General features: G+C 73.2%; 18 protein-coding genes. 14 read left to right on the top strand and 4 right to left on the bottom strand.

Translation table 11 applies throughout. The features are described 5' to 3' along the window. Positions 1 to 21: 21 nt before the first annotated feature. The 12 genes from IEX42_RS09300 to IEX42_RS09245 all read left to right on the top strand — a co-directional run bounded on the left by IEX42_RS09300 (position 22) and on the right by IEX42_RS09245 (position 11558). A complete protein-coding gene (locus IEX42_RS09300; protein WP_229660742.1) occupies positions 22 to 507 on the top strand; it encodes a PH domain-containing protein in 486 nt (161 codons plus the stop codon). Then, positions 504 to 1892 carry a PH domain-containing protein gene (locus IEX42_RS09295; RefSeq protein WP_188779519.1) on the top strand — a complete coding sequence of 463 codons (1389 nt, stop codon included), beginning with the start codon at positions 504 to 506 and terminating at the stop codon, positions 1890 to 1892. Before IEX42_RS09300 ends, IEX42_RS09295 begins: the two co-directional genes overlap by 4 nt. Positions 1893 to 1908: 16 nt before the next feature. After that, on the top strand, positions 1909 to 2859 hold the full coding sequence (locus IEX42_RS09290) for a Rossmann-like and DUF2520 domain-containing protein (RefSeq protein ID WP_188779518.1): 951 nt from the start codon (positions 1909 to 1911) through the stop codon (positions 2857 to 2859). Next, positions 2856 to 3758: a pantoate--beta-alanine ligase gene (gene panC / locus IEX42_RS09285; RefSeq protein WP_229660740.1), complete on the top strand. Its 903-nt coding sequence runs from the start codon at positions 2856 to 2858 to the stop codon at positions 3756 to 3758. The genes IEX42_RS09290 and panC overlap by 4 nt, the downstream gene beginning before the upstream one ends. Beyond that, positions 3758 to 4219, top strand: a complete 462-nt coding sequence (panD, locus tag IEX42_RS09280) for an aspartate 1-decarboxylase (RefSeq protein WP_188779517.1) — start codon at positions 3758 to 3760, stop codon at positions 4217 to 4219. Before panC ends, panD begins: the two co-directional genes overlap by 1 nt. Beyond that, positions 4216 to 5892 (top strand): L-aspartate oxidase, encoded by a 1677-nt coding sequence (locus IEX42_RS09275; RefSeq protein ID WP_188779516.1) that lies wholly within the window; start codon positions 4216 to 4218, stop codon positions 5890 to 5892. Before panD ends, IEX42_RS09275 begins: the two co-directional genes overlap by 4 nt. Next, positions 5889 to 6764 (top strand): carboxylating nicotinate-nucleotide diphosphorylase, encoded by an 876-nt coding sequence (gene nadC, locus IEX42_RS09270; RefSeq protein WP_188779515.1) that lies wholly within the window; start codon positions 5889 to 5891, stop codon positions 6762 to 6764. Before IEX42_RS09275 ends, nadC begins: the two co-directional genes overlap by 4 nt. Then, positions 6761 to 7591: a type III pantothenate kinase gene (locus tag IEX42_RS09265; RefSeq protein ID WP_229660739.1), complete on the top strand. Its 831-nt coding sequence runs from the start codon at positions 6761 to 6763 to the stop codon at positions 7589 to 7591. The genes nadC and IEX42_RS09265 overlap by 4 nt, the downstream gene beginning before the upstream one ends. 89 nt (positions 7592 to 7680) lie before the next feature. Next, the gene (gene lysS / locus IEX42_RS09260) at positions 7681 to 9192 is read left to right on the top strand and encodes a lysine--tRNA ligase (RefSeq protein ID WP_188779514.1); all 1512 of its coding nucleotides are present in this window, start codon (positions 7681 to 7683) and stop codon (positions 9190 to 9192) included. Positions 9193 to 9281: 89 nt separating this feature from the next. Further along, a complete protein-coding gene (locus IEX42_RS09255; protein WP_188779513.1) occupies positions 9282 to 9611 on the top strand; it encodes a histone-like nucleoid-structuring protein Lsr2 in 330 nt (109 codons plus the stop codon). Positions 9612 to 9711: 100 nt separating this feature from the next. Continuing rightward, positions 9712 to 10911, top strand: a complete 1200-nt coding sequence (locus tag IEX42_RS09250; protein WP_188779512.1) for a sensor histidine kinase — start codon at positions 9712 to 9714, stop codon at positions 10909 to 10911. After that, positions 10908 to 11558: a response regulator gene (locus IEX42_RS09245; RefSeq protein ID WP_188779511.1), complete on the top strand. Its 651-nt coding sequence runs from the start codon at positions 10908 to 10910 to the stop codon at positions 11556 to 11558. Before IEX42_RS09250 ends, IEX42_RS09245 begins: the two co-directional genes overlap by 4 nt. A gap of 1 nt (position 11559) precedes the next feature. Here the strand turns inward: IEX42_RS09245 and IEX42_RS09240 are convergent, their stop codons facing one another. Continuing rightward, entirely contained in the window at positions 11560 to 12276 is a 717-nt protein-coding gene (locus tag IEX42_RS09240; RefSeq protein WP_229660738.1) for a YqjF family protein, read from the bottom strand. A 172-nt stretch (positions 12277 to 12448) separates the two neighbouring features. Here IEX42_RS09240 and IEX42_RS09235 point away from each other — a divergent pair, with 172 nt between their 5' ends. Beyond that, entirely contained in the window at positions 12449 to 15019 is a 2571-nt protein-coding gene (locus tag IEX42_RS09235) for an ATP-dependent Clp protease ATP-binding subunit (protein ID WP_188779510.1), read from the top strand. A 73-nt stretch (positions 15020 to 15092) separates the two neighbouring features. Here the strand turns inward: IEX42_RS09235 and IEX42_RS09230 are convergent, their stop codons facing one another. Beyond that, complete coding sequence (locus IEX42_RS09230) at positions 15093 to 19307, bottom strand: FtsK/SpoIIIE domain-containing protein (RefSeq protein ID WP_188779509.1); 4215 nt, start codon at positions 19305 to 19307, stop codon at positions 15093 to 15095. Between the two features lie 206 nt (positions 19308 to 19513). Between IEX42_RS09230 and IEX42_RS09225 the strand changes: the two genes are divergently transcribed. Further along, positions 19514 to 19789: a WXG100 family type VII secretion target gene (locus IEX42_RS09225; protein ID WP_188779508.1), complete on the top strand. Its 276-nt coding sequence runs from the start codon at positions 19514 to 19516 to the stop codon at positions 19787 to 19789. Positions 19790 to 19845: 56 nt separating this feature from the next. On the opposite strand, the gene IEX42_RS09220 is transcribed toward IEX42_RS09225, so the two are convergent. Next, positions 19846 to 20697, bottom strand: a complete 852-nt coding sequence (locus tag IEX42_RS09220) for an aldo/keto reductase (RefSeq protein ID WP_188779507.1) — start codon at positions 20695 to 20697, stop codon at positions 19846 to 19848. A gap of 35 nt (positions 20698 to 20732) precedes the next feature. Next, a complete protein-coding gene (gene zwf / locus IEX42_RS09215; RefSeq protein ID WP_188779506.1) occupies positions 20733 to 22181 on the bottom strand; it encodes a glucose-6-phosphate dehydrogenase in 1449 nt (482 codons plus the stop codon). Between the last annotated feature and the right edge of the window lie 32 nt (positions 22182 to 22213).

Genomic DNA, 22213 nt, shown 5'->3' with positions numbered 1-22213 from the left:
CGCGAGGCTAGGTTGAGCGGCGTGGACGACCTCTTCGACCCGCCCGGCACCGAGTGGACCCGGGTGCAGCCGTCGTTGGCGGTGATGCGCCGTGTGCTGCTGGCCGTCGGGGTGGGTGTGCTGGCGATCCTGGTGGTCGTCGCGGCCCTGGTGGTCCACCTGCCCGTGGGGCTGGTCGTCCTGGTCGTCGTGGCGGCCGTCGGTGGCTGGCTGTGGTGGCTGGTGGGACGCAACGTCGCGAACTGGGGGTACGCCGAGCGCGAGGACGAGCTCTGGGTCACCAAGGGCGCCTGGGTGCGACGGCTGGTCGTCGTGCCGTACGGCCGGATGCAGCTGGTCGACGTCACCGTCGGGCCGGTCGAGCGGGCCTTCGGCCTGGCCGCGGTCCAGCTGCACACGGCGTCCCCCGCGACCGATGCGCGGATCCCGGGCCTGCGCCCCGAGGAGGCCGCCCGGCTCCGCGACCGGCTGACCGAGCTCGGGTCCGCCGAGCAGTCGGGTCTGTGAGCGCCGAGGGGCCCTCGGGCCCCGTGGACCCGCCGCCCGCGGCCGACGGCGACCTGCGCAGGCTGTCCCCGCTGACTCCGCTGGCCCGGTCGGGCATCTTCCTCGTCGTCGTCGTCTTCGCGGGTGGCCGCGAGGTCGTCCAGGAGGGCGACCTGCGCATCGTCCTCGGTCTCCTCGTCCTCGTGCTGCTCGCAGGCGCGGTCTTCGGCGGGCTGTCGTGGTACCGCACCTTCTTCCGGATCACCGCCGACGAGCTGCGCATCGACACCGGTCTGCTCAACCGCCGTTCCCGCCGCGTCCGGCTGGACCGGATCCTCGAGATCGGCGTCGACCAGCCGCTGGTGGCGCGCGTGCTGGGCCTGGCCGAGCTGAGGATCGAGACCGCGACGAACGAGTCGGAGGTCCGGCTGGCCTACCTCTCCGAGGCAGACGCGCACGAGGTACGTCGTACGCTCCTCGCCCGCCGCGACCGCGCCCGCGACGAGGAGGAGGCCGCGGAGCCGAGCACCGAGGCGCCCGCCCGGCTGCTCGTCCGGGTGCCGGTCAGCTGGCAGCTGGTCGGCGTGCTGCTCAGTCCCGAGACGATCGGCCTGGTCGTCGTCGTGCTGGTGGTGGTCGGTCTGCTGATCGGCGGCATCCCCTTCGGCGCCTTCGGGGTCGGCGTCCTCAGCCTCCTGGGAGCGGCCGTCTCGCTCGGGCGCAAGGCCTCCGACTGGTGGGACTGGACCGTCAGCGCCGTGCCGTCGGGGCTGCAGGTGCGCCACGGGCTGTTCGGGGTCAGCACCCGGACGTTCAACGTGGAGCGGCTGCAGGGGGTGCGGATCGTCGAGCCGGTCCTGCACCGCCCCTTCGGCCTGGCCAGGCTGGAGCTCTCGGTGGCCGGCGGCGGGGTCAAGGAGTCGGACGAGGACTCGACCGGCGTGGCGCTCCCGGTGGCGCCGAGACACCTCGTCCGGCGGATGGCCGAGGACCTCATCGGCGCCCGGCCCGGCGATCTCGGCAGGGTCGCGACCACCCTGCCGCCCCGGCGCGCGGGCTGGCTGGCCCCGATCAGCCGGCGGTGGCTCGGCTTCGGCGTGAGCGAGGACCTCGTCGTCGGGCGCTCGGGCTGGTTCGCGCGCCAGACCGACGTGGTGCCCCTCGCGCGGGTGCAGTCCTTCCGTGCCACCCAGGGCCCGCTGCAACGGGTGCTGGACGTGGCGACGGTCCACGCGGACACCCCGGTCGGCCTCGTCGCGGTGGCCGGCCCGCACCGCGAGCCCGCCCAGGCGCGGCGACTCGTGCTCGAGGGCGCGGACCGGGCCCGGGTCGCGCGCGGTGGCCTGGGGAGCCGTGTGACGGCGGACACCATCGAACGCCTGTCGTCCGAGACCGTCCGCGACTAGGCTCGGCCTCGTCGAGATGTCTGGTACCCCTCGCGGGACTGGAACGGAAAGGCGAACTGCGATGACCCGGATCGGGGTTGTCGGTGCCGGCAAGGTCGGTGCCGTCCTGGCTGCGCGCCTGCGCGACGCCGGCCACCAGGTGGTGGCGGCCGCGGGCGAGTCCTCGGCCTCGCGCGCCCGTGCAGCGGCGCTGCTCGCCGGCGTGCCCCTGCTCAAGCCCACCGACGTCGCCCGCTCGTGCGACCTGCTGATGCTGACGGTCCCCGACGACATGCTCGGCAACGTGGTCGCCACGCTCGCCGACGCGGGTGCGCTGCACGAGGGACAGGTCGTCCTGCACACCTCGGGCCGGCACGGCCTCGCCGTCCTCGAGCCCGCCCGCCGGGTCGGCGCCCGGGTGCTCGCGCTGCACCCCGCGATGACGTTCACGGGCACGTCGCTCGACCTGCCCCGACTGAGTGGCTGTGTCCTCGGCGCCGCCGCCGACACCGACGAGACCCGCGCGCTGGTGCAGTCGCTCGCCGCGGACCTCGAGGGCCGGCTGGTCTGGGTGGCCGAGGAGCGCCGCGCGCTCTACCACGCAGCCCTGGCGCACGGCGCGAACCACCTCGTCACGCTGGTCGCCGAGGCGAGGGAGCTCCTCGACGCCGCCGGCATCGAGGACCCGGCCGGCACCCTGCGACCGCTGCTCACCGCCGCCCTGGACAACGCCTTGGAGCACGGCGACGCCGCGCTGACCGGCCCGATCGTCCGTGGGGACGTCCAGACCGTGGCCGCGCACCTCGAGCAGGTCGCCACGCACTCACCCGCGGCGCTGCCGTCGTACGTCGCCCTGGCGCGCGCGACCGCCGACCGCGCCGTGCTCGACGGACGGCTGCTGCCGATCCGCCGGGCCAGCCTCGTCGCGCTGCTCGACGCGGCCGAGGCGGGTGCCCACCGTGCCGCGACCGGGGGCGAGGTCCGGTGAGCGCCGCGGTGGCGGCGCGGCCCACCCTCGCGCGCAGCCGGTCGGAGCTCGCCGCGCTGCTCGGCGCGGGCTCCGGTCCCGTCGCGCTGGTGCCCACGATGGGGGCGCTGCACGAGGGTCACGCCTCGCTGATGCGTACGGCGCGGGAGCACGCCGGGGCCCGGGGCACCGTCGTGGTGTCGGTCTTCGTCAACCCGATGCAGTTCGCGCCGGGCGAGGACCTCGACCGCTACCCGCGCACCTTCGACGCCGACCTCGAGCTCTGCGCGGCCGAGGGGGTGGACGTGGTGTTCCACCCCGAGGTCGCCGAGGTCTACCCCGGCGGCGACCCGCAGGTCACCGTCGACCCGGGGCCGCTGGCCGCCGAGCTGGAGGGGGCCTCGCGCCCCACGCACTTCCACGGCGTGCTGACCGTGGTCGCGAAGCTGTTCGGGCTGGTCCGCCCCGACCTCGCGGTGTTCGGCGAGAAGGACTACCAGCAGCTCGCCCTGATCCGGCGGATGGCCGAGGACCTGTGCCTCGCAGTGCAGGTCGTCGGGTCGCCGACCGTGCGCGAGGCCGACGGGCTGGCGCTGTCCTCGCGCAACCGCTACCTCGACGCCGACCAGCGCGCCACCGCGGTCGCGCTCTCCCGCGCGCTGCGTGCCGGCCGCGACGCCGCCGGGTCGGGTGCGGACGCCGTCCTGGCCGCGGCGCGCACGGAGCTGGACGTACCCGGCGTGGACGTCGACTACCTCTCGCTGCGCGCGAGCGACCTCGGCGCTACCCCCGCCACCGGCGAGGCGAGGCTGCTGGTCGCCGCCCGCGTCGGCGCCACCCGACTGCTCGACAACACCGACCTCGTCCTGGGCCGAGAACCAGCCCAGGGAGCCACACACCCGTACGGAGGGAACCCCTGATGCTGCGCACGATGATGAAGTCCAAGATCCACCGCGCGACCGTCACCCAGGCCGACCTGCACTACGTCGGCTCGGTCACCGTCGACCCGGACCTGCTCGACGCCGCGGACCTGCTGCCCGGCGAGCTGGTGCACATCGTCGACATCACCAACGGCGCCCGGCTGGAGACGTACACCATCGCCGGCGAGCGCGGCTCCGGCGTGCTCGGGATCAACGGTGCCGCGGCGCGGCTGATCGCCCCGGGTGACCTGGTGATCCTCATCGCCTACGGCCAGATGGAGAGCGCCGAGGCGAAGGAGCACGTCCCGCACGTCGTCTTCGTCGACTCCGAGAACCGGATCACCGGCACCGGCGGCGACCCGGCCGAGGCGCTGCCCGGCACGGGGCTGCTGCGCGGGGACGTGACGTACGCCGGCGCGGCATCCGGCCCCGCGCACTGGGACACGCGCGACCCCCGGTGAGCGGCCTGCCCGCGCGGCTGGCCGCGCCCGCTCCCGGCTGGGAGCAGGAGGCCGACGTCGTGGTCGTCGGTTCCGGGGTCGCGGGCCTGACCACCGCGCTCCGGCTGAGTGGCAACGACCCCGTGCTGCGGGTGCTCGTGGTGACCAAGGACCTGCTCTCGGCCGGGTCGACCCGGTGGGCGCAGGGCGGGATCGCGGCGGCGCTCGGCCCGGGTGACACCCCCCAGGAGCACCTGGCGGACACGCTGGTGGCGGGCGCCGGGCTGTGCGACGAGGACGCCGTACGCGTACTCGTCACCGAAGGCCCCGAGGCGGTCCGCGAGCTCATCGCGCAGGGCGCGCACTTCGACGAGTCGGGCGGCGAGCTGTCGCTGACCCGTGAGGGCGGCCACCACCGCGACCGGATCGCGCACGCCGGTGGCGACGCGACCGGCGCGGAGATCCAGCGGGCGCTGGTGGCGGCGGTGCGCGCCGCCCCCGGGATCGAGGTCGTCGAGCACGCGATCGCCGTCGACCTCGCGCTGGACGGGGCGGGCGCGGTCGCCGGGCTCACCGTCCACGTTCTGGGCGAGGGGCAGCGCGACGGCGTCGGCCTGCTGCGTACGCGGGCGGTCGTGCTGGCCAGCGGCGGTCTCGGGCAGGTGTTCTCCCAGACGACCAACCCGTCGGTGGCCACCGGCGACGGCGTCGCGCTCGCGCTGCGCGCCGGGGCGGTGGTGCGGGACCTGGAGTTCGTGCAGTTCCACCCCACCGTGATGTGGCTGGGCGAGGACGCCGAGGGCCAGCAGCCGCTGGTCTCCGAGGCCGTACGCGGCGAGGGCGCCGTCCTGCGCGACTGGTCGGGCGCCGCCTTCATGCGCGGCGAGCACGAGCTGGCCGACCTCGCGCCGCGCGACGTGGTGGCCAAGGCGATCACGCGGCGGATGCACGCCGAGGACCGCCCGCACGTGTGGCTGGACGCCACCCGGATCGGCGGTGCGAGGACCGACGAGGAGGCCGAGGCATTCTGGGCGCGGCGCTTCCCCACCATCCTCTCCGTGTGCCGCGCGCACGGCGTCGACCCGGCCCGGGAGCCGATCCCGGTCGCCCCCGCCTGTCACTACGCCTCGGGCGGGGTCGCCACGGACCTCGACGGCCGCTCGTCGGTCCCCGGTCTGCTGGCCACCGGTGAGGTCGCCTGCTCCGGGGTGCACGGCGCGAACCGGTTGGCCTCCAACTCGCTGCTCGAGGGTCTGGTCTTCGCCCGCCGGATCGCGGACGCGCTGCTGCGCGACGGCCTGCCCGCGCCGACCGTGCCGGCACTCGACGCCCGGCCCGAGGGGCTCGTGGGGCAGGACGTCGTCCCTCTCCTGCAGGCGGAGACCACCGCGCGCGTCGGGGTGCTCCGCTCGGCCCACGGGCTGGCGCAGGCGCGCGAGCGGCTCGCCGCGCTGGCGGCGACGCCGGGGTCGACCCCCGGTGCGGCGGCGTGGCAGGCCACGAACCTGCTGACGGTGGCGAGCGCGCTCGCCGCCGCGGCCCAGGCCCGTGAGGAGACCCGCGGCTCGCACTGGCGCGACGACTTCCCCGACCGCGACGACGTCGGCTGGCAGGGGCACCTCGACGTCGTCCTGACGGCCGGGGCACCTGCGACGCTCTGGAGCCCGAACCACGCCGAGGAGGTCTCGCGTTGAACGACGTCCACGAGGAGCTGACGGCGGCCGGTCTGCCGGCCGCCGAGATCGAGGCCGCCGTGCTGCGCGCGCTCGACGAGGACCGGCCGGCCGGTGGCCCCGGCGACGTCACCTCGGTAGCGACGATCCCGGCCGACCAGCACGGCACCGCGACGATCGGCGCGCGGGAGGCCGGCGTGCTCGCCGGCGGCGCGGTGGCCGAGCTCGTCTTCCGTACCGTCATCGGTGACGACGTGGTCGTCTCCGAGCGGCTGCCCGACGGCTCCGCCCTGGCGCCGGGCGACGTCGTGCTCCGGGTCGAGGGCCCGGTGCGCGGCCTGCTGACCGCCGAGCGCACGGCGTTGAACTTCCTCTCCCACCTCTCCGGGGTGGCCAGCGCGACCGCGCAGTGGGTGCGTGCCCTGGACGGCACGCGGGCCAGGGTCCTCGACACCCGCAAGACGCTGCCGGGCTGGCGGGCGCTGCAGAAGTACGCCGTCCGCTGCGGCGGCGGCCTGAACCACCGCACGTCGCTCTCGGACATGGCGCTGGTCAAGGACAACCACGTGGTCGCCGCAGGCGGCGTCGTCGCCGCGTACGACGCGGTACGCCGGGCGTACCCGGACATCCCCGTCGAGGTGGAGGTCGACGACCTGGACGGGCTGCGCGCGCTGCTGGAGGCCGGATGCGACCGGATCCTGCTGGACAACATGTCGGTGGCGGACATGACCGAGGCGGTGCGCCTGGCCGCCGGCCGCGCGAGCCTGGAGGCGTCGGGCGGGCTGACCCTGGACCGCGCCCGCGAGGTCGCCGCGACGGGCGTCGACTTCATCTCCACCGGTGCCCTCACCCACTCCGTGCGCGTGCTGGACCTCGGGCTGGACCTGTCGTGACCCAGCCCGCCGGCCCTCCCGGGACGCTGCTCTGCGCGGACATCGGCAACTCGCGCACGACGCTCGGTCTGCTGCGCGGCGGCGAGGTGCTCGACACCTGGCGGGTGGCGACCGACGAGCGGAGGACCGCCGACGAGTGGGCGGTCCTCGTGCGCGGTCTCCTCGCGGAGTCGTCGGCCGCCGTGTCCTCCGGTGCCGTCGAGGAGCCGGAGCGCTGGCTGGAGGGCGTGGCCGTCTGCGCCACCGTCCCGGCGGTGCTGCACGAGTGGCGCGAGATGCTCGAGCGGCGCTTCGCCGGGCTGACCGCGGTGATCGTCGAGCCAGGCGTACGCACGGGCGTCCCCGTCCACATGGACAACCCCCGCGAGGTCGGGGCGGACCGGATCGTCAACGCGCTGGCGGCCGCGACGTACCACCCGGGTCCCGCGATCGTCGTCGACTTCGGCACCGCGACCACCTTCGACGTGGTCGACGCGCGCGGTGCGTACGTCGGCGGCGCCATCGCCCCGGGGATCGAGATCTCGCTGGACGCGCTGGGGCGGCGTGGTGCGCAGCTGCGCCAGGTCGAGGTGGCGCGCCCGCGCACGGTGATCGCCCGCAACACGGTCGAGGCGCTGCAGAGCGGGATCGTCTTCGGCTTCGCGAGCCAGGTCGAGGGGATCGTCGCGCGGATGGTCGACGAGCTCGGCCTGGAGCCCGACGACGTCTCAGTGGTCGCCACCGGCGGCCTGGCACCCGTCGTGGTCGACGAGATCGACGGCCTCACCGCGCACTCCCCGTGGCTCACCCTCCTCGGTCTCGAGCTCGTCTTCGCCCGCAACCGGTAGTCCCTGACGTTCTGGTGGTCGATCCCGCCCGATGACCACGAGAACGTCCTGGACTACCGGCCGTGGGCCGGCGACTAGGCTGACCCGCCGTGAGTGACCAGACGCCTGAGGCCCCCGTGTCCGACGCACCCGAGCAGGTCCGCGTGCGCCAGGAGAAGCGGCAGCGACTGGTCGACTCCGGCGCCGGGGCGTACCCGATCTCGGTGCCCCGGACCCACTCGCTGGGCGAGGTGCGGTCGACGTACGACGCGCAGGGCCTGGAGCCCGACACCCACACCGGGGACGTCGTCTCCGTCGTCGGCCGGGTGATCCACCAGCGCAACACCGGCAAGCTCTGCTTCGCCCGGCTGCGCGAGGGCGACGGCACCGAGCTGCAGGTGATGCTCTCGCTGGCCGACCTGGGCGAGGAGGCGCTCGACGACTTCAAGGCGCTGGTCGACATCGGCGACTTCCTCGGCGTCACCGGCGAGGTGATCACCAGTCGTCGCGGCGAGCTGTCGGTCCAGGCGCGCAGCTGGGTGATGGCGGCCAAGGCGCTGCGCCCGCTGCCCAACGAGCACAACGAGCTCTCCGACGAGGCCCGCGTCCGGCTGCGCTACCTCGACATGGTGGTCCGCCCCGAGGCCCGCGAGATGGTGCGCACCAAGGCGGCCGTGCTGCGCTCGCTGCGCGCGACCCTCGACGGCCAGGACTACGTCGAGGTGGAGACGCCGGTGCTCCAGCTCACCAACGGCGGCGCGGCCGCGCGGCCGTTCCGCACCCACCTGAACGCCTTCGACCAACCGATGCTGCTGCGGATCGCTCTCGAGCTCGACCTGAAGAAGGCCATGATCGGCGGCGTCGACCGGGTGTACGAGATCGGGCGGACATTTCGCAACGAGGGGATCGACTCGACCCACTCGGCGGAGTTCTCGATGCTCGAGGCCTATTGCGCGTACGGCGACTACGACACGATGAAGCAGCTGTGCCGTGATCTGGTCATCAATGCCGCCCGCGCCGTGGGTCGTACGACCGTGACCGGCCGGGACGGGTCGACCATCGATCTCGAGGCGCCGTGGCGCGAGGCCCCGATCCTCGACCTCGTCTCCGAAGCGACCGGGACCACCGTCACCGTGGACACCAGCGTCGAGGAGCTCAGCGCGCTGGCGGAGAAGCACGACGTGGCGCTGGCGGAGGGCTGGGGCCCGGCCGAGATCGTCGTCGAGCTGTACGAGCAGCTGGTCGAGGACTCCCTGATCCAGCCGACGTTCGTCACCGACTATCCCGCCGCGGTCAAGCCGCTGGCCAAGCCGCACCGCAGCGAGCGGGGCCTCAACGAGGCCTTCGACCTGATCATCAACGGGGTGGAGCTGGCGCCGGCGTACTCCGAGCTCAACGACCCGGTCATCCAGCGCGAGCGCCTCACCGAGCAGTCGCTGCTGGCCGCGGCCGGTGACCCGGAGGCGATGGAGCTCGACGAGTCGTTCCTGCGGGCGATGGAGCACGGAATGCCGCCGGCCGGCGGAATGGGCCTCGGTGTCGACCGCCTCGTGATGCTGCTGACCGGTGCCGGCATTCGGGAGACCATTCTCTTCCCGTTGCTGCGGCCAGAGTTGGAATGATTGCCAATGCGTGCGTGAATCGTTATTCGGCTTCCCGATGCAGTAATGTTGTTCCGGAGTGATTCGACACGTTCCTCGGGAGGGAATTAATGGCACAGAAAGTCAACATCGTCCTGATCGACGACATCGACGAGTCCGAGGCGGACGAGACCGTCTCCTTCGGGCTCGACGGCAAGGAGTACCTGATCGACCTCACCGCCGAGCACGCCGGGCAGCTGCGCGACGCGCTCGCCCCGTACGTCGGCCACGCCCGACCCGCCGGTCGGCGCTCCGCGACCCGCAAGAGCGCGGCCGCGGCCCCTCGCAGCAGCAGCGACGCCACCGCGATCCGTGAGTGGGCGCGCGGCAACGGGTTCGACGTCCCCGAGCGGGGGCGGCTGCCCAAGGAGGTCAAGGAGGCTTACGAGTCCGCTCACTGAGCGTCTCGTGAGACCCCGCGTACGACACCCCCGGCCGGGGAACGCAGTTCCCCGGCTCGGGGGTGTCGTACGTCCGGGGTGGTCGCCCAGGGTGAGTGCCATGACCCAGACCGCTGCTCGGCTCGCTGACATCCCGCGCCGCTACGTCGTGCTCGCCGCGATCGCAGCGCTCGCCGTCCTCTACCTCGCTGTGGCCACCCCCGCGATCGGCGGCGACGTCTTCAACGGCGACCGGGCCCCGGCGCTGTTCGGGTCCCTCAACGTGGTGACGGCACTCCTGTCGGCGGGCGCCTGCGTGCTGGCCCTGCGCCAGGTCCTCGTCCCCCTCCTGCTCGTCGCGGCACCCGCCGCGGTCCTGCTCCTCTACACCTCGATGTGGACGGTGACGACGTACGTCGCCCTCGTCGCGGTGATGGCCGTGGCCACCTGGGCACGTCCGCGACGGGCGTGGCTCGCGGGCGTGGTCGCGGTGCTCCTCGCTGCGACCTATCCCCTGGGGGCGGTGGTGGTCGCGCCGGACGGGGCGCAGTCCAGCGCCGAGTACCAGAGTGCGGGGGAGGCGTGGACGACGGTCGCCCTCTACGCCGTGGCCGCCGTCCTGGTGCTCGGTGCCGTGATGTGGTTCCGGCAGCGGGGTGTCCGGGAGGCCGAGCTGCGAGCCCTGGCCGCGGACCGGCTCGAGGCCACCAACCAGACGGCCCTGGTGGGCGAGCGGTCCCGGCTGGCCCGAGACCTGCACGACGTGGTCGCCCACCACGTCTCGCTGATCGCCGTCCGTGCCGAGACCGCGCCGTACACCGTCGACGACCTGAGCCCGGCGGCGCGCGTCGTGCTGGCCGACATCGCCGACGACTCCCGGCGGGCGCTCGACGAGCTGCGCGGCGTGCTCGGCATCCTGCGGCGCGCCGACGACGGCACGCCCGAGCGTGCGCCGCAGCCAGGCGTCGCCGATCTCTCCGGCCTCGTCGAGGGGGCGCGGCAGGCCGGCCCGGTGACGGTCGAGGGGCTGGAGGCGCTGGACGTGCTCGACCCCGCGCGCGGCTACGTCGCGTACCGCCTGGTGCAGGAGGCGCTGACCAACGCACGCCGGCATGCGCCGGGCGCCCCGGTCGAGATCGGCTGCGGCCGGGTGGGCGGCGGGGTACGGCTGCGGGTGACCAACCGGAGTGACGAGGACGCGCCGATCGTCGCCGGGCGCGGTGTGACCGGCATGCGCGAACGGGTCGAGGCGGTCGACGGCACGCTCAGCGTCGATCGTCGTGGCGGCGACGTGGTCGTCGAGGCGGTGCTGCCGGCGTGAGGGTCGTGCTGGCCGACGACCAGCCGGCGATCTGCGCCGGCTTCGCCGCGCTGCTCGACGCGCAGGACGACCTCGAGGTGGTGGGCACCGCGCACGACGGGGCCGCACTGGTCGCGCTGGTCGAGCAGAGCGCACCCGACCTCGCGCTGGTCGACGTACGCATGCCGGTGCTGGACGGCATCGCCGCGACCCGCCGGATCACCGCCGAGCACGCCACCCGGGTGCTGGTGCTGACCACCTTCGACCTCGACGCGTACGTCTTCGACGCCATCCGCGCCGGTGCCTCCGGCTTCCTGCTCAAGGACGTCACGGCCGAGCGGCTGGTCGAGGCGGTGCGCCTGGTCGGCGAGGGGTCGATGCTGCTGGGACCGCGGGTCACGCGTCGGCTGGTCGAGGACTTCGGCGTACGCCGAAGCGAGCCTCGTGCCGCGCTGGCCGGCCACCGGCTCACCCCGCGCGAGACCGAGGTGCTGCTGCTCCTGGGGCAGGGCTGGTCGAACGCCGAGATCGCCGACTCGCTGGTCGTCGGCGCCGAGACGGTGAAGAGCCACGTCGCCGAGGTGCTGCGCAAGCTCGCCCTGCGCGACCGGGTGCAGGCGGTGGTCTTCTGCTACGAGCGTGGGCTGGTGCGCCCGGGCGAGGCGTGAGTCAGACCCACCGCGGCAGACCGAATCGCGTGCGCACGCCGGGCGACCAGAGCACCGAGTCCGGCGCACGAGCGGTCAGGCCCCCGAGCCCCGCGGCGGCGACGAGCCCGTCCTCGCACCGGACGACCTCGGCGACCCGCAGGGGCCACGGCTCGTGCGTGTTGGGGACGTACGCGCCTCGGCCGGCGACCTGGGTGTGCATGCACCACCGGGCGGTGAGGAAGACCGAGAGCGCGTCGTCGGCAGGCTCGTCGCGGGTTCGCAGGACCAGGTCGGTCCGCGCACCGCGGTGCGGCGGGGCGAGCCGCTGCGAGCGGTAGGTCAACCGCTCGTCCTCCCGGCGCGCGTCGGCCCGCGCCCAGCGGTAGCGGACCCCGAGCAGGCCGGCCAGGCCCACCACTGCGAGCCGCTCGGCGTCGAGGGACGCGAAGACCACCCCCTTCCGGCCGGCGGCGTCGGTGGAGTAGAGCCGTACGTTGACCTCGACGAAGTCGCCGAAGAACGGGACCGGCCGGCCGCTGCCGAAGCCGGCGCGGTGCATGACGAAGCCGATCAGGCCGACGTACGTCGCCCCGTCGAGGACGTCGACCCGCGCACCGCTCGGCATCCATGGTGCGACCACGGCGGGGTCGACCCGCCAGTGCAGGAAGGCGGCGTCGCGCCACTCCTGGTCCATCAGCACCGGCCCGTCCAGCGCGGGGAGGCGGCCCTCGCTCACGCGGCCACGGTACGGGTCCGGCTCCGGCCCGTACGGGTGGTCTGTTCGCCCCTGGCGGACGGAGCGGGTCCATCGTGAGGGAACACGTAGTGTGGAACGAGCAGTTGTACGACTCGAGCTCGACGGCGAGTCCCGTCGTACTCCCCACTGCAGCGAAGCGAGGAGCGTGCCCATGTTCGAGCGGTTCACCGACCGTGCACGGCGGGTGGTCGTGCTGGCCCAGGAAGAGGCCCGCATGCTCTCCCACAACTACATCGGCACCGAGCACATCCTGCTCGGGCTGATCCACGAGGGCGACGGCATCGCCGCCAAGGCGCTGACCAGCCTGTCCATCTCCCTGGAGGGCGTGCGCGCCCAGGTCGAGGAGTCGATCGGCCCCGGCCAGCAGGCCCCCAGCGGCCACATCCCGTTCACCCCCCGCGCCAAGAAGGTGCTGGAGCTGTCCCTGCGCGAGGCGCTGCAGCTCGGTCACAACTACATCGGCACCGAGCACATCCTGCTCGGCCTGATCCGCGAGGGCGAGGGCGTCGCCGCCCAGGTGCTGCAGAAGCTCGGCGCCGACCTCAACCGGGTCCGCCAGCAGGTCATCCAGCTGCTCTCGGGCTACCAGGGCAAGGAGACCGCGGCGTCCGGCGCCGGGCAGCAGGAGCAGGCGCCGAGCTCGAGCCTGGTGCTCGACCAGTTCGGTCGCAACCTCACCCAGGCCGCCCAGGAGGGCAAGCTCGACCCGGTCATCGGGCGCGAGAAGGAGATCGAGCGGGTCATGCAGATCCTCTCGCGGCGCACGAAGAACAACCCTGTCCTCATCGGTGAGCCCGGCGTCGGCAAGACGACGATCGTCGAGGGTCTCGCGCAGGACATCGTCAAGGGCGACGTGCCCGAGACGCTGCACGAGAAGCAGATCTACACCCTCGACCTCGGCGCCCTGGTCGCCGGCTCCCGCTACCGCGGTGACTTCGAGGAGCGCCTGAAGAAGGTGCTCAAGGAGATCAAGACCCGCGGCGACATCGTGCTGTTCATCGACGAGATCCACACCCTCGTCGGGGCCGGTGCGGCCGAGGGCGCGATCGACGCCGCCAGCATCCTCAAGCCGATGCTGGCCCGCGGCGAGCTGCAGACGATCGGTGCGACGACCCTCGAGGAGTACCGCAAGTACCTCGAGAAGGACGCCGCCCTGGAGCGACGCTTCCAGCCGATCCAGGTCCAGGAGCCCTCGATCGCGCACACGATCGAGATGCTCAAGGGGCTGCGCGACCGCTACGAGGCGCACCACCGGGTCACCATCACCGACGAGGCGCTGGTCGCCGCGGCCACGATGGCCGACCGCTACATCTCCGACCGGTTCCTGCCCGACAAGGCGATCGACCTGATCGACGAGGCCGGGTCGCGGCTGCGGATCCGCCGGATGACGGCGCCGCCGGACCTCAAGGAGTACGACGAGAAGATCGCCGACGTGCGCCGTCGCAAGGAGGGCGCCATCGACGGCCAGGACTTCGAGGCCGCCGCGTCGCTGCGCGACGAGGAGAAGCAGCTGGTCAACGCGAAGGCCGACCGCGAGCGCCAGTGGCGCGCCGGCGACATGGACACGGTCGCCGAGGTGGACGACGAGCTGATCGCCGAGGTGCTGGCGGTCGCGACGGGCATCCCGATCGTGAAGCTCTCCGAGGAGGAGTCCACGCGGCTGCTCAGCATGGAGGACGAGCTGCACAAGCGGGTCATCGGCCAGGAGGAGGCCGTCAGGGCGCTCTCGCGGGCGATCCGGCGTACCCGTGCGGGCCTGAAGGACCCCAAGCGTCCCGGTGGCTCGTTCATCTTCGCCGGCCCCTCGGGCGTCGGGAAGACCTGGCTGTCCAAGACGCTGGCGGAGTTCCTGTTCGGCGACGAGGACGCGCTGATCCAGCTCGACATGTCGGAGTTCTCCGAGAAGCACACCGTGTCGCGGCTGTTCGGCTCGCCTCCCGGCTACGTCGGGTACGAGGAGGGCGGCCAGCTCACCGAGAAGGTCCGTCGCAAGCCGTTCTCCGTCGTCTTGTTCGACGAGGTGGAGAAGGCCCACCCGGACATCTTCAACTCTCTGCTGCAGATCCTCGAGGAAGGTCGCCTGACCGACTCGCAGGGGCGGATGGTGGACTTCAAGAACACCGTCATCATCATGACCACCAACCTCGGTACGCGCGACATCGCCAAGGGCGTCAACCTCGGCTTCAACCAGGCCGGCGACGCCCAGGGCTCGTACGAGCGGATGAAGGCCAAGGTGAACGAGGAGCTCAAGCAGCACTTCCGGCCGGAGTTCCTCAACCGCGTCGACGAGATGATCGTCTTCCCGCCGCTGTCGCAGGAGCAGATCATCAAGATGGTCGACAACATGGTCGAGTCGGTCGAGAAGCGGCTCCAGGACCGCGACATGTCCATCGAGCTGACCCAGGGTGCGAAGGACCTGCTCGCCAAGCGTGGGTTCGACCCGGTGCTCGGTGCGCGTCCGCTGCGCCGGACGGTGCAGCGCGAGGTCGAGGACGTCCTCGCCGAGAAGATGCTCTACGGCGAGGTCGGTCCGGGTCAGATCGTGCTGGTCGACGTCGACGACAAGGAGGGCCCGGAGCAGTCGTTCACGTTCCACGGCACTCCGCGCGGCGACGTGCCGGACACGCCTCCGCTGGAGACGGTCGGCGCCGACTCGGACCCCGACCCGGGCCGTGACTCCGACGGCCCGACGGACGTCCCGCGCGGCGACGACGACGCCTGACCCGTACGCCTTCGACCAGGGCCGGGCTCCCCGCGTGGGAGCCCGGCCCTGTCGCACGTCCGCCGAGCGGCGGTCACCCCGGCCAGATCACCTGCACCCGCTCGGCACGTCCGGCGGTCATCAGGTAGCCCGCACCGGCGGGCAGCAGCTGTCCCAGCGCCGAGCGGGGGAGCCGCGCGGAGTACAGGTCGGCGTCGGTCGACGCCTGCGGTGAGAGCAGCAGACCCGACCCGGAGCGCTTGAGCGTGACGACCGGGCCGCGGTAGACCGACGCCAGCTCGGCCGGGGAGCCCGCGGCGACGAGCACCGAGCCGGAGTCGCGCAGGCCCTCTAAGTGCCGCTCGAGCAGGGCCGGCAGCCAGCCGTCGACCCCGACGAGCTCGACGTCGTCGACCAGCGTCATCGTCGCCACGTCGGTGTCGCGCAGCTTCGCGAGGAGCTCGGCGACCGCGGTCGGGTCGCTGTCCTCGTCGAACGGTCCGTGCACCCCGGGCTCGGCGCACAGGCTGCGCAGCGGGCTGGTCCGCGGTGTCACCACCGCCACCTCCCAGCCTTGTCGCAGCGCGGTCGTCGCCATCGTCCGCAGGGCCGTGGAGCGCCCCGAGCGTCGCGGCCCGGTGACGAGCAGGCCGGGTCCGTGGCGCAGCGGATCGAGCCCGCGCCGCTCGAGGGTGTCGCCCCCCACCGCGAGCACGAGCTCGTCCGTTGCCGGCCCAGCGAGGTCGAGTGCCTCCTCCAGCCCGATCCGCACCGGCAGGACGTCGAGACGGAAAGGACGGCGGGTGGTCGGCACGTCCGCCCACCGCGTCGTGGCCTCGCGCCCGATCCGCTGCACCGCCGCGACCTGCGCAGTCCCCGAGGGGTCGGTGTCGAGCAGCGCCACCTGCGTCTCCCGCAGCCCGGCGGCGCGGAAGCCACGCCCCGGCACCATCGACTCCGGCACCTGCCTGGCGGGCAGGCCGATGACGGCGTAGTCGCCCTGCTCCGGCGTCCGCAGCACCAGCCGGTCGTCGAGCAGTGCGGCCATCCGGCCGACGCCCAGGCTGCGGTCTCCGGTGACCACGACGGTCACTCCGACAGCGCCACCCTCCTGCATCAGCTGCTGCCAGGCCGTGACCACGGCCCCGCCGTCGACGGAGTCGTACGCCGCGACCAGGCCCTCCCACCGGTCGAGCAGGACGACGACGTACGGCATCCGGTCGGCGGGAGCGGCCGACGCGCGCTGCTCCGCGACGTCGGCGAAGCCGTCGGTTGCCAGCGTCTGCTGCCGCTCGGCCACCAGCCTCCGCAGGCGTTCCACGAGACGGGTCATCCGGTCCGGCTGGTCACGGGTGACGACCACGCCGACGTGGGGGAGCGCGACCAGCGGGAGGAGGGCGTTCGCCCCGCAGTCGACGGCGTGCAGGTGGACGTCCTCGGGGCTGCTGGACCGGCCGATCGCACCGGCGATCGATCGCAGCGCCGTCGACCGACCGGCGCGCGGCCCGGCCACGATGCCAAGGTGCCTGCCGGCCGCGAGATCGAGGACGGCGCTCTCGCGACGCTGCTCGGTCGGGACGTCGGCCAGCCCGAACGGCACGAGCGGCTCGGTCGCCGGTGGGAGGTCGTCGAGGACGACGACGTCGGGCAGCGACGGCAGCCACGGACGCTGCGGAGGGCGTACGTCGACCAGCGTCGCGGCCTCCTGCACCGCCGCCACGAGCCGGGCGAGGTCGCTCGGCCCGTCGGACGACTCCCCGCCGGAGTCGAGCGACTCGCCCGCCGCCGACATGGGTGCGACCCGGACCCGGTCCAGGGCGCGCGGCCCGGCTCGCCCACCGACCCGGGCGGTCTGGAAGGCCACCGGCGCTGCGGTGCCGAGGCGTGCGAGCGCCCGCCCCGGCGTGGCCGCGGCGATGTCCACCGCGGCGCTCGAGTCGATGATGTCCTGGGAGTCGGCGGCGTCGGTGACCCGCAGCGCGATCCGCAGGGCGGTGTTGGCGCGGATCTCGGCGCTGACCACGCCCGCGGGTCGCTGGGTCGCGAGCACCAGGTGCACCCCGAGCGAGCGCCCACGCCGGGCGACGTCGACCAGACCGGTCACGAAGTCGGGCAGCTCGGTGGCGAGAGCGGCGAACTCGTCGATGACGATCACCAGCCGCGGCACCGGCGGGTCGGAGGGTCCGCGGGCGTCGAGGTAGGCCTCGACGTCCTTCGCCCCGGACCGCGCGAGCACCGCCTCGCGACGGCGCAGCTCCGCGCCCAGGCTGTCGAGGGCACGCGCGGTCAGGTGCCCGTCGAGATCGGTGACCATCCCGACCGTGTGCGGCAGGTCGCGGCAGTCGGCGAACGCCGCGCCGCCCTTGTAGTCGACCAGCACGAACGTCAGCTCGTCGGGACGGTTGCCCAGTGCCAGCGAGGCGATCAGCGTCTGCAGCAGCTCGGACTTGCCGGCGCCCGTGGTGCCCGCGACGAGAGCATGGGGACCGTCGCGGACCAGGTCGATCTCGAACGTCTTGTCCTCGGTCTGGCCGAGCACCGCGCCGGTGGAGCGCGGGCGTTGCTCCCAGCCGGAGCGGACAGCCTCGGCGGTGAGCGGCGTGGCGAGCACGTCGAGCAGCCGCGACGTCCGCGGCAGCGCGTCCGTGCCGGCGTCGCCGACGTCGCGCACCGGTGCCAGCGCACGAGCCACCCGCTGCGCCCACGCGGCGCAGACCTGCTCACCGCGTACGTCGGCCACCGTCGCCGCCCCGGTCGTGCGGACCGTGGCAGCGTCGACGTCGACCACGACCCGGCACTCCTCGGGCAGCAGGCGCTCCTCGGTGTCCAGGCACACGAAGCAGATGCCGACGCCGGGTCCGCGACGGAGCAGGTCTGCCACACCGGGCAGCAGCCGGAGCCGCCGCGACCCGTCGATCACGACCAGCACCGGGCCTTCGTCGACCGACCGGTTCTCCGCACGCGCGGCGAGGCGACGCTCGACGAGCGCCAGCAGCTCGGTGAGGCGGCGCGCCGTGCTCTCCTCCTCCGCCGCGACCCGCACTGCGCCGGTCGCGTCGAGGGCGTGCGGCACCCAGCGCAGCCAGCCCCACTCGTCGCTGCTCGTGGTGAGCACCACCACCTGCAGGTCGGCCGGGGAGTGGAGGACGAGCGCCTGGCCCACGATCCACCGCGCGAGCCCGACGCGTACGGGTCCCTCGGCCGCGACGCCGGTGACCCCGGCCTCGGTCAGGTGGACGCAGACCGGCACGTCCGGGGCGGTCCAGGTGAGCAGGCCCTCGTGGCTCTCGCGCGCGGGATCCTGCAGCGTCACCTCCGAGGGCTGGTCCGCGGTGCCGACCCGGACGAGGAGGAAGTCGGGGTCGTGGCGTCGCCGCTCCCACAGCCGGGCCCGCGGCCCGACCGCGGTGACCAGGAGCGCCGCGGCGTCGGGGAGCCCGTGCCGCCGCGCCGTCCGCTCCTCGACCAGCGCGGATCGTGCGGCGTCGCGCACGGCGGCCGTCCGTCGCGCGTACTCGCGCACCTCGCCGCGCCACCTGCGTCGCTGATGGCGGCTCCCCGTGCTGAAGCTGGCGAGCGCCATCAACGGCGACATGCCGAGGAAGATCAGCGAGTAGGCGCTGCGCGTCACGAGGTAGAGCACGACCCCCATCAGCACCGGCACCAGCATCATCGCCAGCGGGAACGGCGGCCGGTCGGGCCGCTTCGGCTCGGGTGGCAGGCTGAACGCCGTCGTGCGCCGCTGCGGCCGCAGCCGCGGCGGACGGGTGAGGTCGAGCGTCGCTCCACCGGGGCCCGGGGTCAGCGGGGCGTCGGGTGCGCGCACGGGGTGGACCTCCAGCAGGACCTCCCCGACCGAGAGCTGCCTGCCGTGGCGCCAGTCGGCCGAGGACGAGACGTCGTCCCCGTCCAGCCGCAGCGGGGTCGCCCCGGGCTCGAGGCTGACCCGGCCGTCCGGAGCGACCCGGAGCCGTCCGCCGGCACGGGGCACGACGGCGTCGAGGGCATAGCTCCCGGCGTTGAGGCGTACGACGCGACCCGTGCCCGGTCCGCTGGTGACCCGGACCTCGACCACGCCGCCGGGCGCGGTGCCGAGGTCCCGTGCAGGTGCGCCGTCGCGCAGCACGCTGCCGTGGCGTACGACGCTGTCGGCCAGCGGCAGGGCGGGATCGAGCCGCTCGTCCCCGCAGAACAGCGGTCCCGCCCAGCCGAGCGCCGAGGCGAGCTCGCCGACGCTCGGGCTGTCACCGGCGTCGACGACCACGTCGCGCAGGTCGGCACCGTCGTCGAGCGTGAGGAGCAGTCGCACGGTCGGTCCCCCTCGGGTGCGTCCAGCCGGCCGCCGCACCGGCGTCCGGGTTCGTCACGCTAACGGCGGGAGGGGACCGGCGAGGCGGACCGACGGGGTTATCCACAGCTCGACGCTCGTGGGTGCCGCGGACGGCGCCGCGCGGTGATCCTGGTGGGGCGGACGGCGCAACCGGTGTCGCTCGCGAGCAACGAGAGGGGCCTGACATGGCTGAGGTCGGTGGCGACCTGGAGACGCTGCGCACGCTGCACCGCGGGCTGGGAGAGCTCGGTGACCAGGCGTCGGAGATGAAGTCCAAGGGCGACGCCCATCTGCACCAGACGGTGTGGAAGGGCGCGAACTCGGAGAAGTTCCGCACGGCGTGGGAGGAGTTCAAGCCCAGCTTCGACCGGCTGCAGCAGGCGCTGCACGAGGGTCGCGACGACATCCGCGTGCAGCACAACAACATCGCCGCGGCGACGGGCGAGCCGGCGGCGATCTGACGCAGCGAGGGCCGGACCACCGTGACGGTGGTCCGGCCCTCGGCGACTTGGAGGACTCAGTCGGGGATGTAGTCGAACGTGTCCGGGTTCGGGCCGGTCCGGCCCTCCTCGCCCTTGTCCAGCGCGTCGAGCGCGGCCATGTCGTCCGCGCTCAGCTCGACGTCGAAGAGGTCGATGTTCTCCCGCATCCGCTCCTCGTGCGTCGACTTGGGGAAGATGACGTCTCCGCGCTGGAGGTGCCAGCGGAGCACCACCTGCGCCGGGGACTTGCCGACGCGCTCGGCGATCTGCGTGATGGCCGGGTCCTTCAGCACCCCACCCTGCGCGATCGGCGACCAGGCCTCGACCAGCACGCTGGCGTCGGTGCTGGCCTTCCGGGCCGCCTCGTTGGCGAAGTACGGGTGCACCTCGATTTGGTTGACCGCGGGGAGCACGCCCGTCTCCTCGGCGATGCGCTGGAGGTGGTCGGGCTGGAAGTTCGACACGCCGACGGCGCGAGCGCGGCCGTCGCCGGTGAACTCCGTCATCGTCTGCCAGGTCGCGACGAAGTCACCGCCGTAGCGGGTCGGCAGCGGCCAGTGCATGAGGAACAGGTCGACGTGCCCGATGTCGAGGTCGGCCAGCGTCTGGTCGAACGCCCGCCGCGCCGCGTCGGGCTCGTGGAAGCCGTTGTTGAGCTTGCTGGTCACGAAGATCTCGTCACGCGGGATGCCGCTGGCGCGGATCGCCTCACCGACGCCCTTTTCGTTGCCGTACATCTCGGCGGTGTCGATGTGCCGGTAGCCGACCTCCAGCGCCTTCGCGGTCACCTCGGCGGTGTCCTCCGGAGGGACCTGGAAGACCCCGAAGCCGAGCTGCGGGATGGTGCTGCCGTTGTTCAGGGTCAGGTCGGGGATCTCAGAAGCCATGTCAGGCGCAACGACTCACCTCTGCGCGTATTCCGCTAGGAGCCGTTCGCGTCGGGGTCGCGCCAGGTGCGCTCGAACGGCAGCCGCCAGGTGGCGGGCGCGATCAGCTGGTGCATCTGGTTCGGGCCCCAGGAGCCCTTCGGGTACGGGCGTACGACCGGCGGGTTCTCCAGCAGCGGCGTCGAGGCCTCCCAGAGCCGCTCGATGCCCTGGGCCGAGGTGAACAGCGTGCGGTCGCCGCGGATGGCGTCGTAGATGAGCCGCTCGTACGCCTCCAGCACCGCGCCCGCCCAGCCGGTGTCCTGCATCGCGAACTGCATCGACAGCTTGTCCAGCTTCATGCCCGGACCGGGCTTCTTGCCGTAGAACGACAGCGACATCTTCGCCCGGTCGGCGAGGTCGAAGGTCAGGTGGTCGGGGCCGTGGTCGCCGACGCCGGACCCTCGGGGGAACATCGACCGCGGCGGCTCCTTGAAGGCGATGGAGATGATCCGTGCGCCCTCGGCCATCTCCTTGCCGGTCCGCAGGTAGAACGGCACCCCGGCCCAGCGCCAGTTGTCGATGTAGCAGCGCAGCGCGATGAAGGTCTCGGTGTCGGACTCCGGGTCGACTCCCTCGATGCCCTTGTAGCCGACGTACTGGCCGCGCACGACGTCCTCGGGCTGGATCGGCTGCAGGGAGCGGAAGACCTTGTTCTTCTCCTCCGTGATCGCCTCGGGACTCAGCGAGGTCGGCGGCTCCATCGCGGTGAACGCCATCACCTGGAAGAGGTGGGTGACGACCATGTCGCGGAACGCGCCGGTCGACTCGTAGAACTTCGCCCGCGTCTCGAGGCCCAGCTCCTCGGGCACGTCGATCTGGATGTGGTCGATGTGGTTGCGGTGCCAGATCGGCTCGAACAGCCCGTTGGCGAAGCGGAAGGCGAGGATGTTCTGGGCCGCCTCCTTGCCGAGGAAGTGGTCGATCCGGAAGATCTGCTCCTCGTCGAACACCTCGTGCAGCTGGGCGTTCAGCTCGACGGCCGAGGTGAGGTCGGTGCCGAACGGCTTCTCCATGATGATCCGGCTGTTCTCCACCAGCCCGGCCTGGTCGAGCTCGTGCACGACGGGGAGCGCGGCCTTGGGCGGCACGCTCAGGTAGTGCAGCCGGCGTGCCTTGCCGGCCGTACCCGTCTCCTCCTCGACCTCGTCGACCGCCTTGCGGAGATCGGCGGCGCCGCTGCTCGGAGCCCAGTGCAGCCGGGGGGCGAACTCGTCCCACGCCTTGCGGTCGGAGGCGTCGCCGAACTCCTCCACCGCCTCCTGGGCGAACTTCACGAAGCTGTCGCGGTCGAACTCCTCCAGCGAGGTGCCGACCACCTGCAGCTCGGAGACCAGCCCGGTCTCGAACAGGTGCAGCATGCCGGGCAGCAGCTTGCGCCGGGACAGGTCGCCGGTCGCGCCGAACAGGACGACGGTGGTCGGGGTCGGCTTGGTCTTCGCCATGGCACCAGTTTCCCACCTCGCGGCGAGCGGCG

The organism is Marmoricola endophyticus (genome assembly GCF_014644415.1).
Classification (GTDB): domain Bacteria; phylum Actinomycetota; class Actinomycetes; order Propionibacteriales; family Nocardioidaceae; genus Marmoricola; species Marmoricola endophyticus.
Note: the sequence above shows the minus strand (reverse complement) of the source record. Positions and strands in the feature narration are given on the sequence as shown.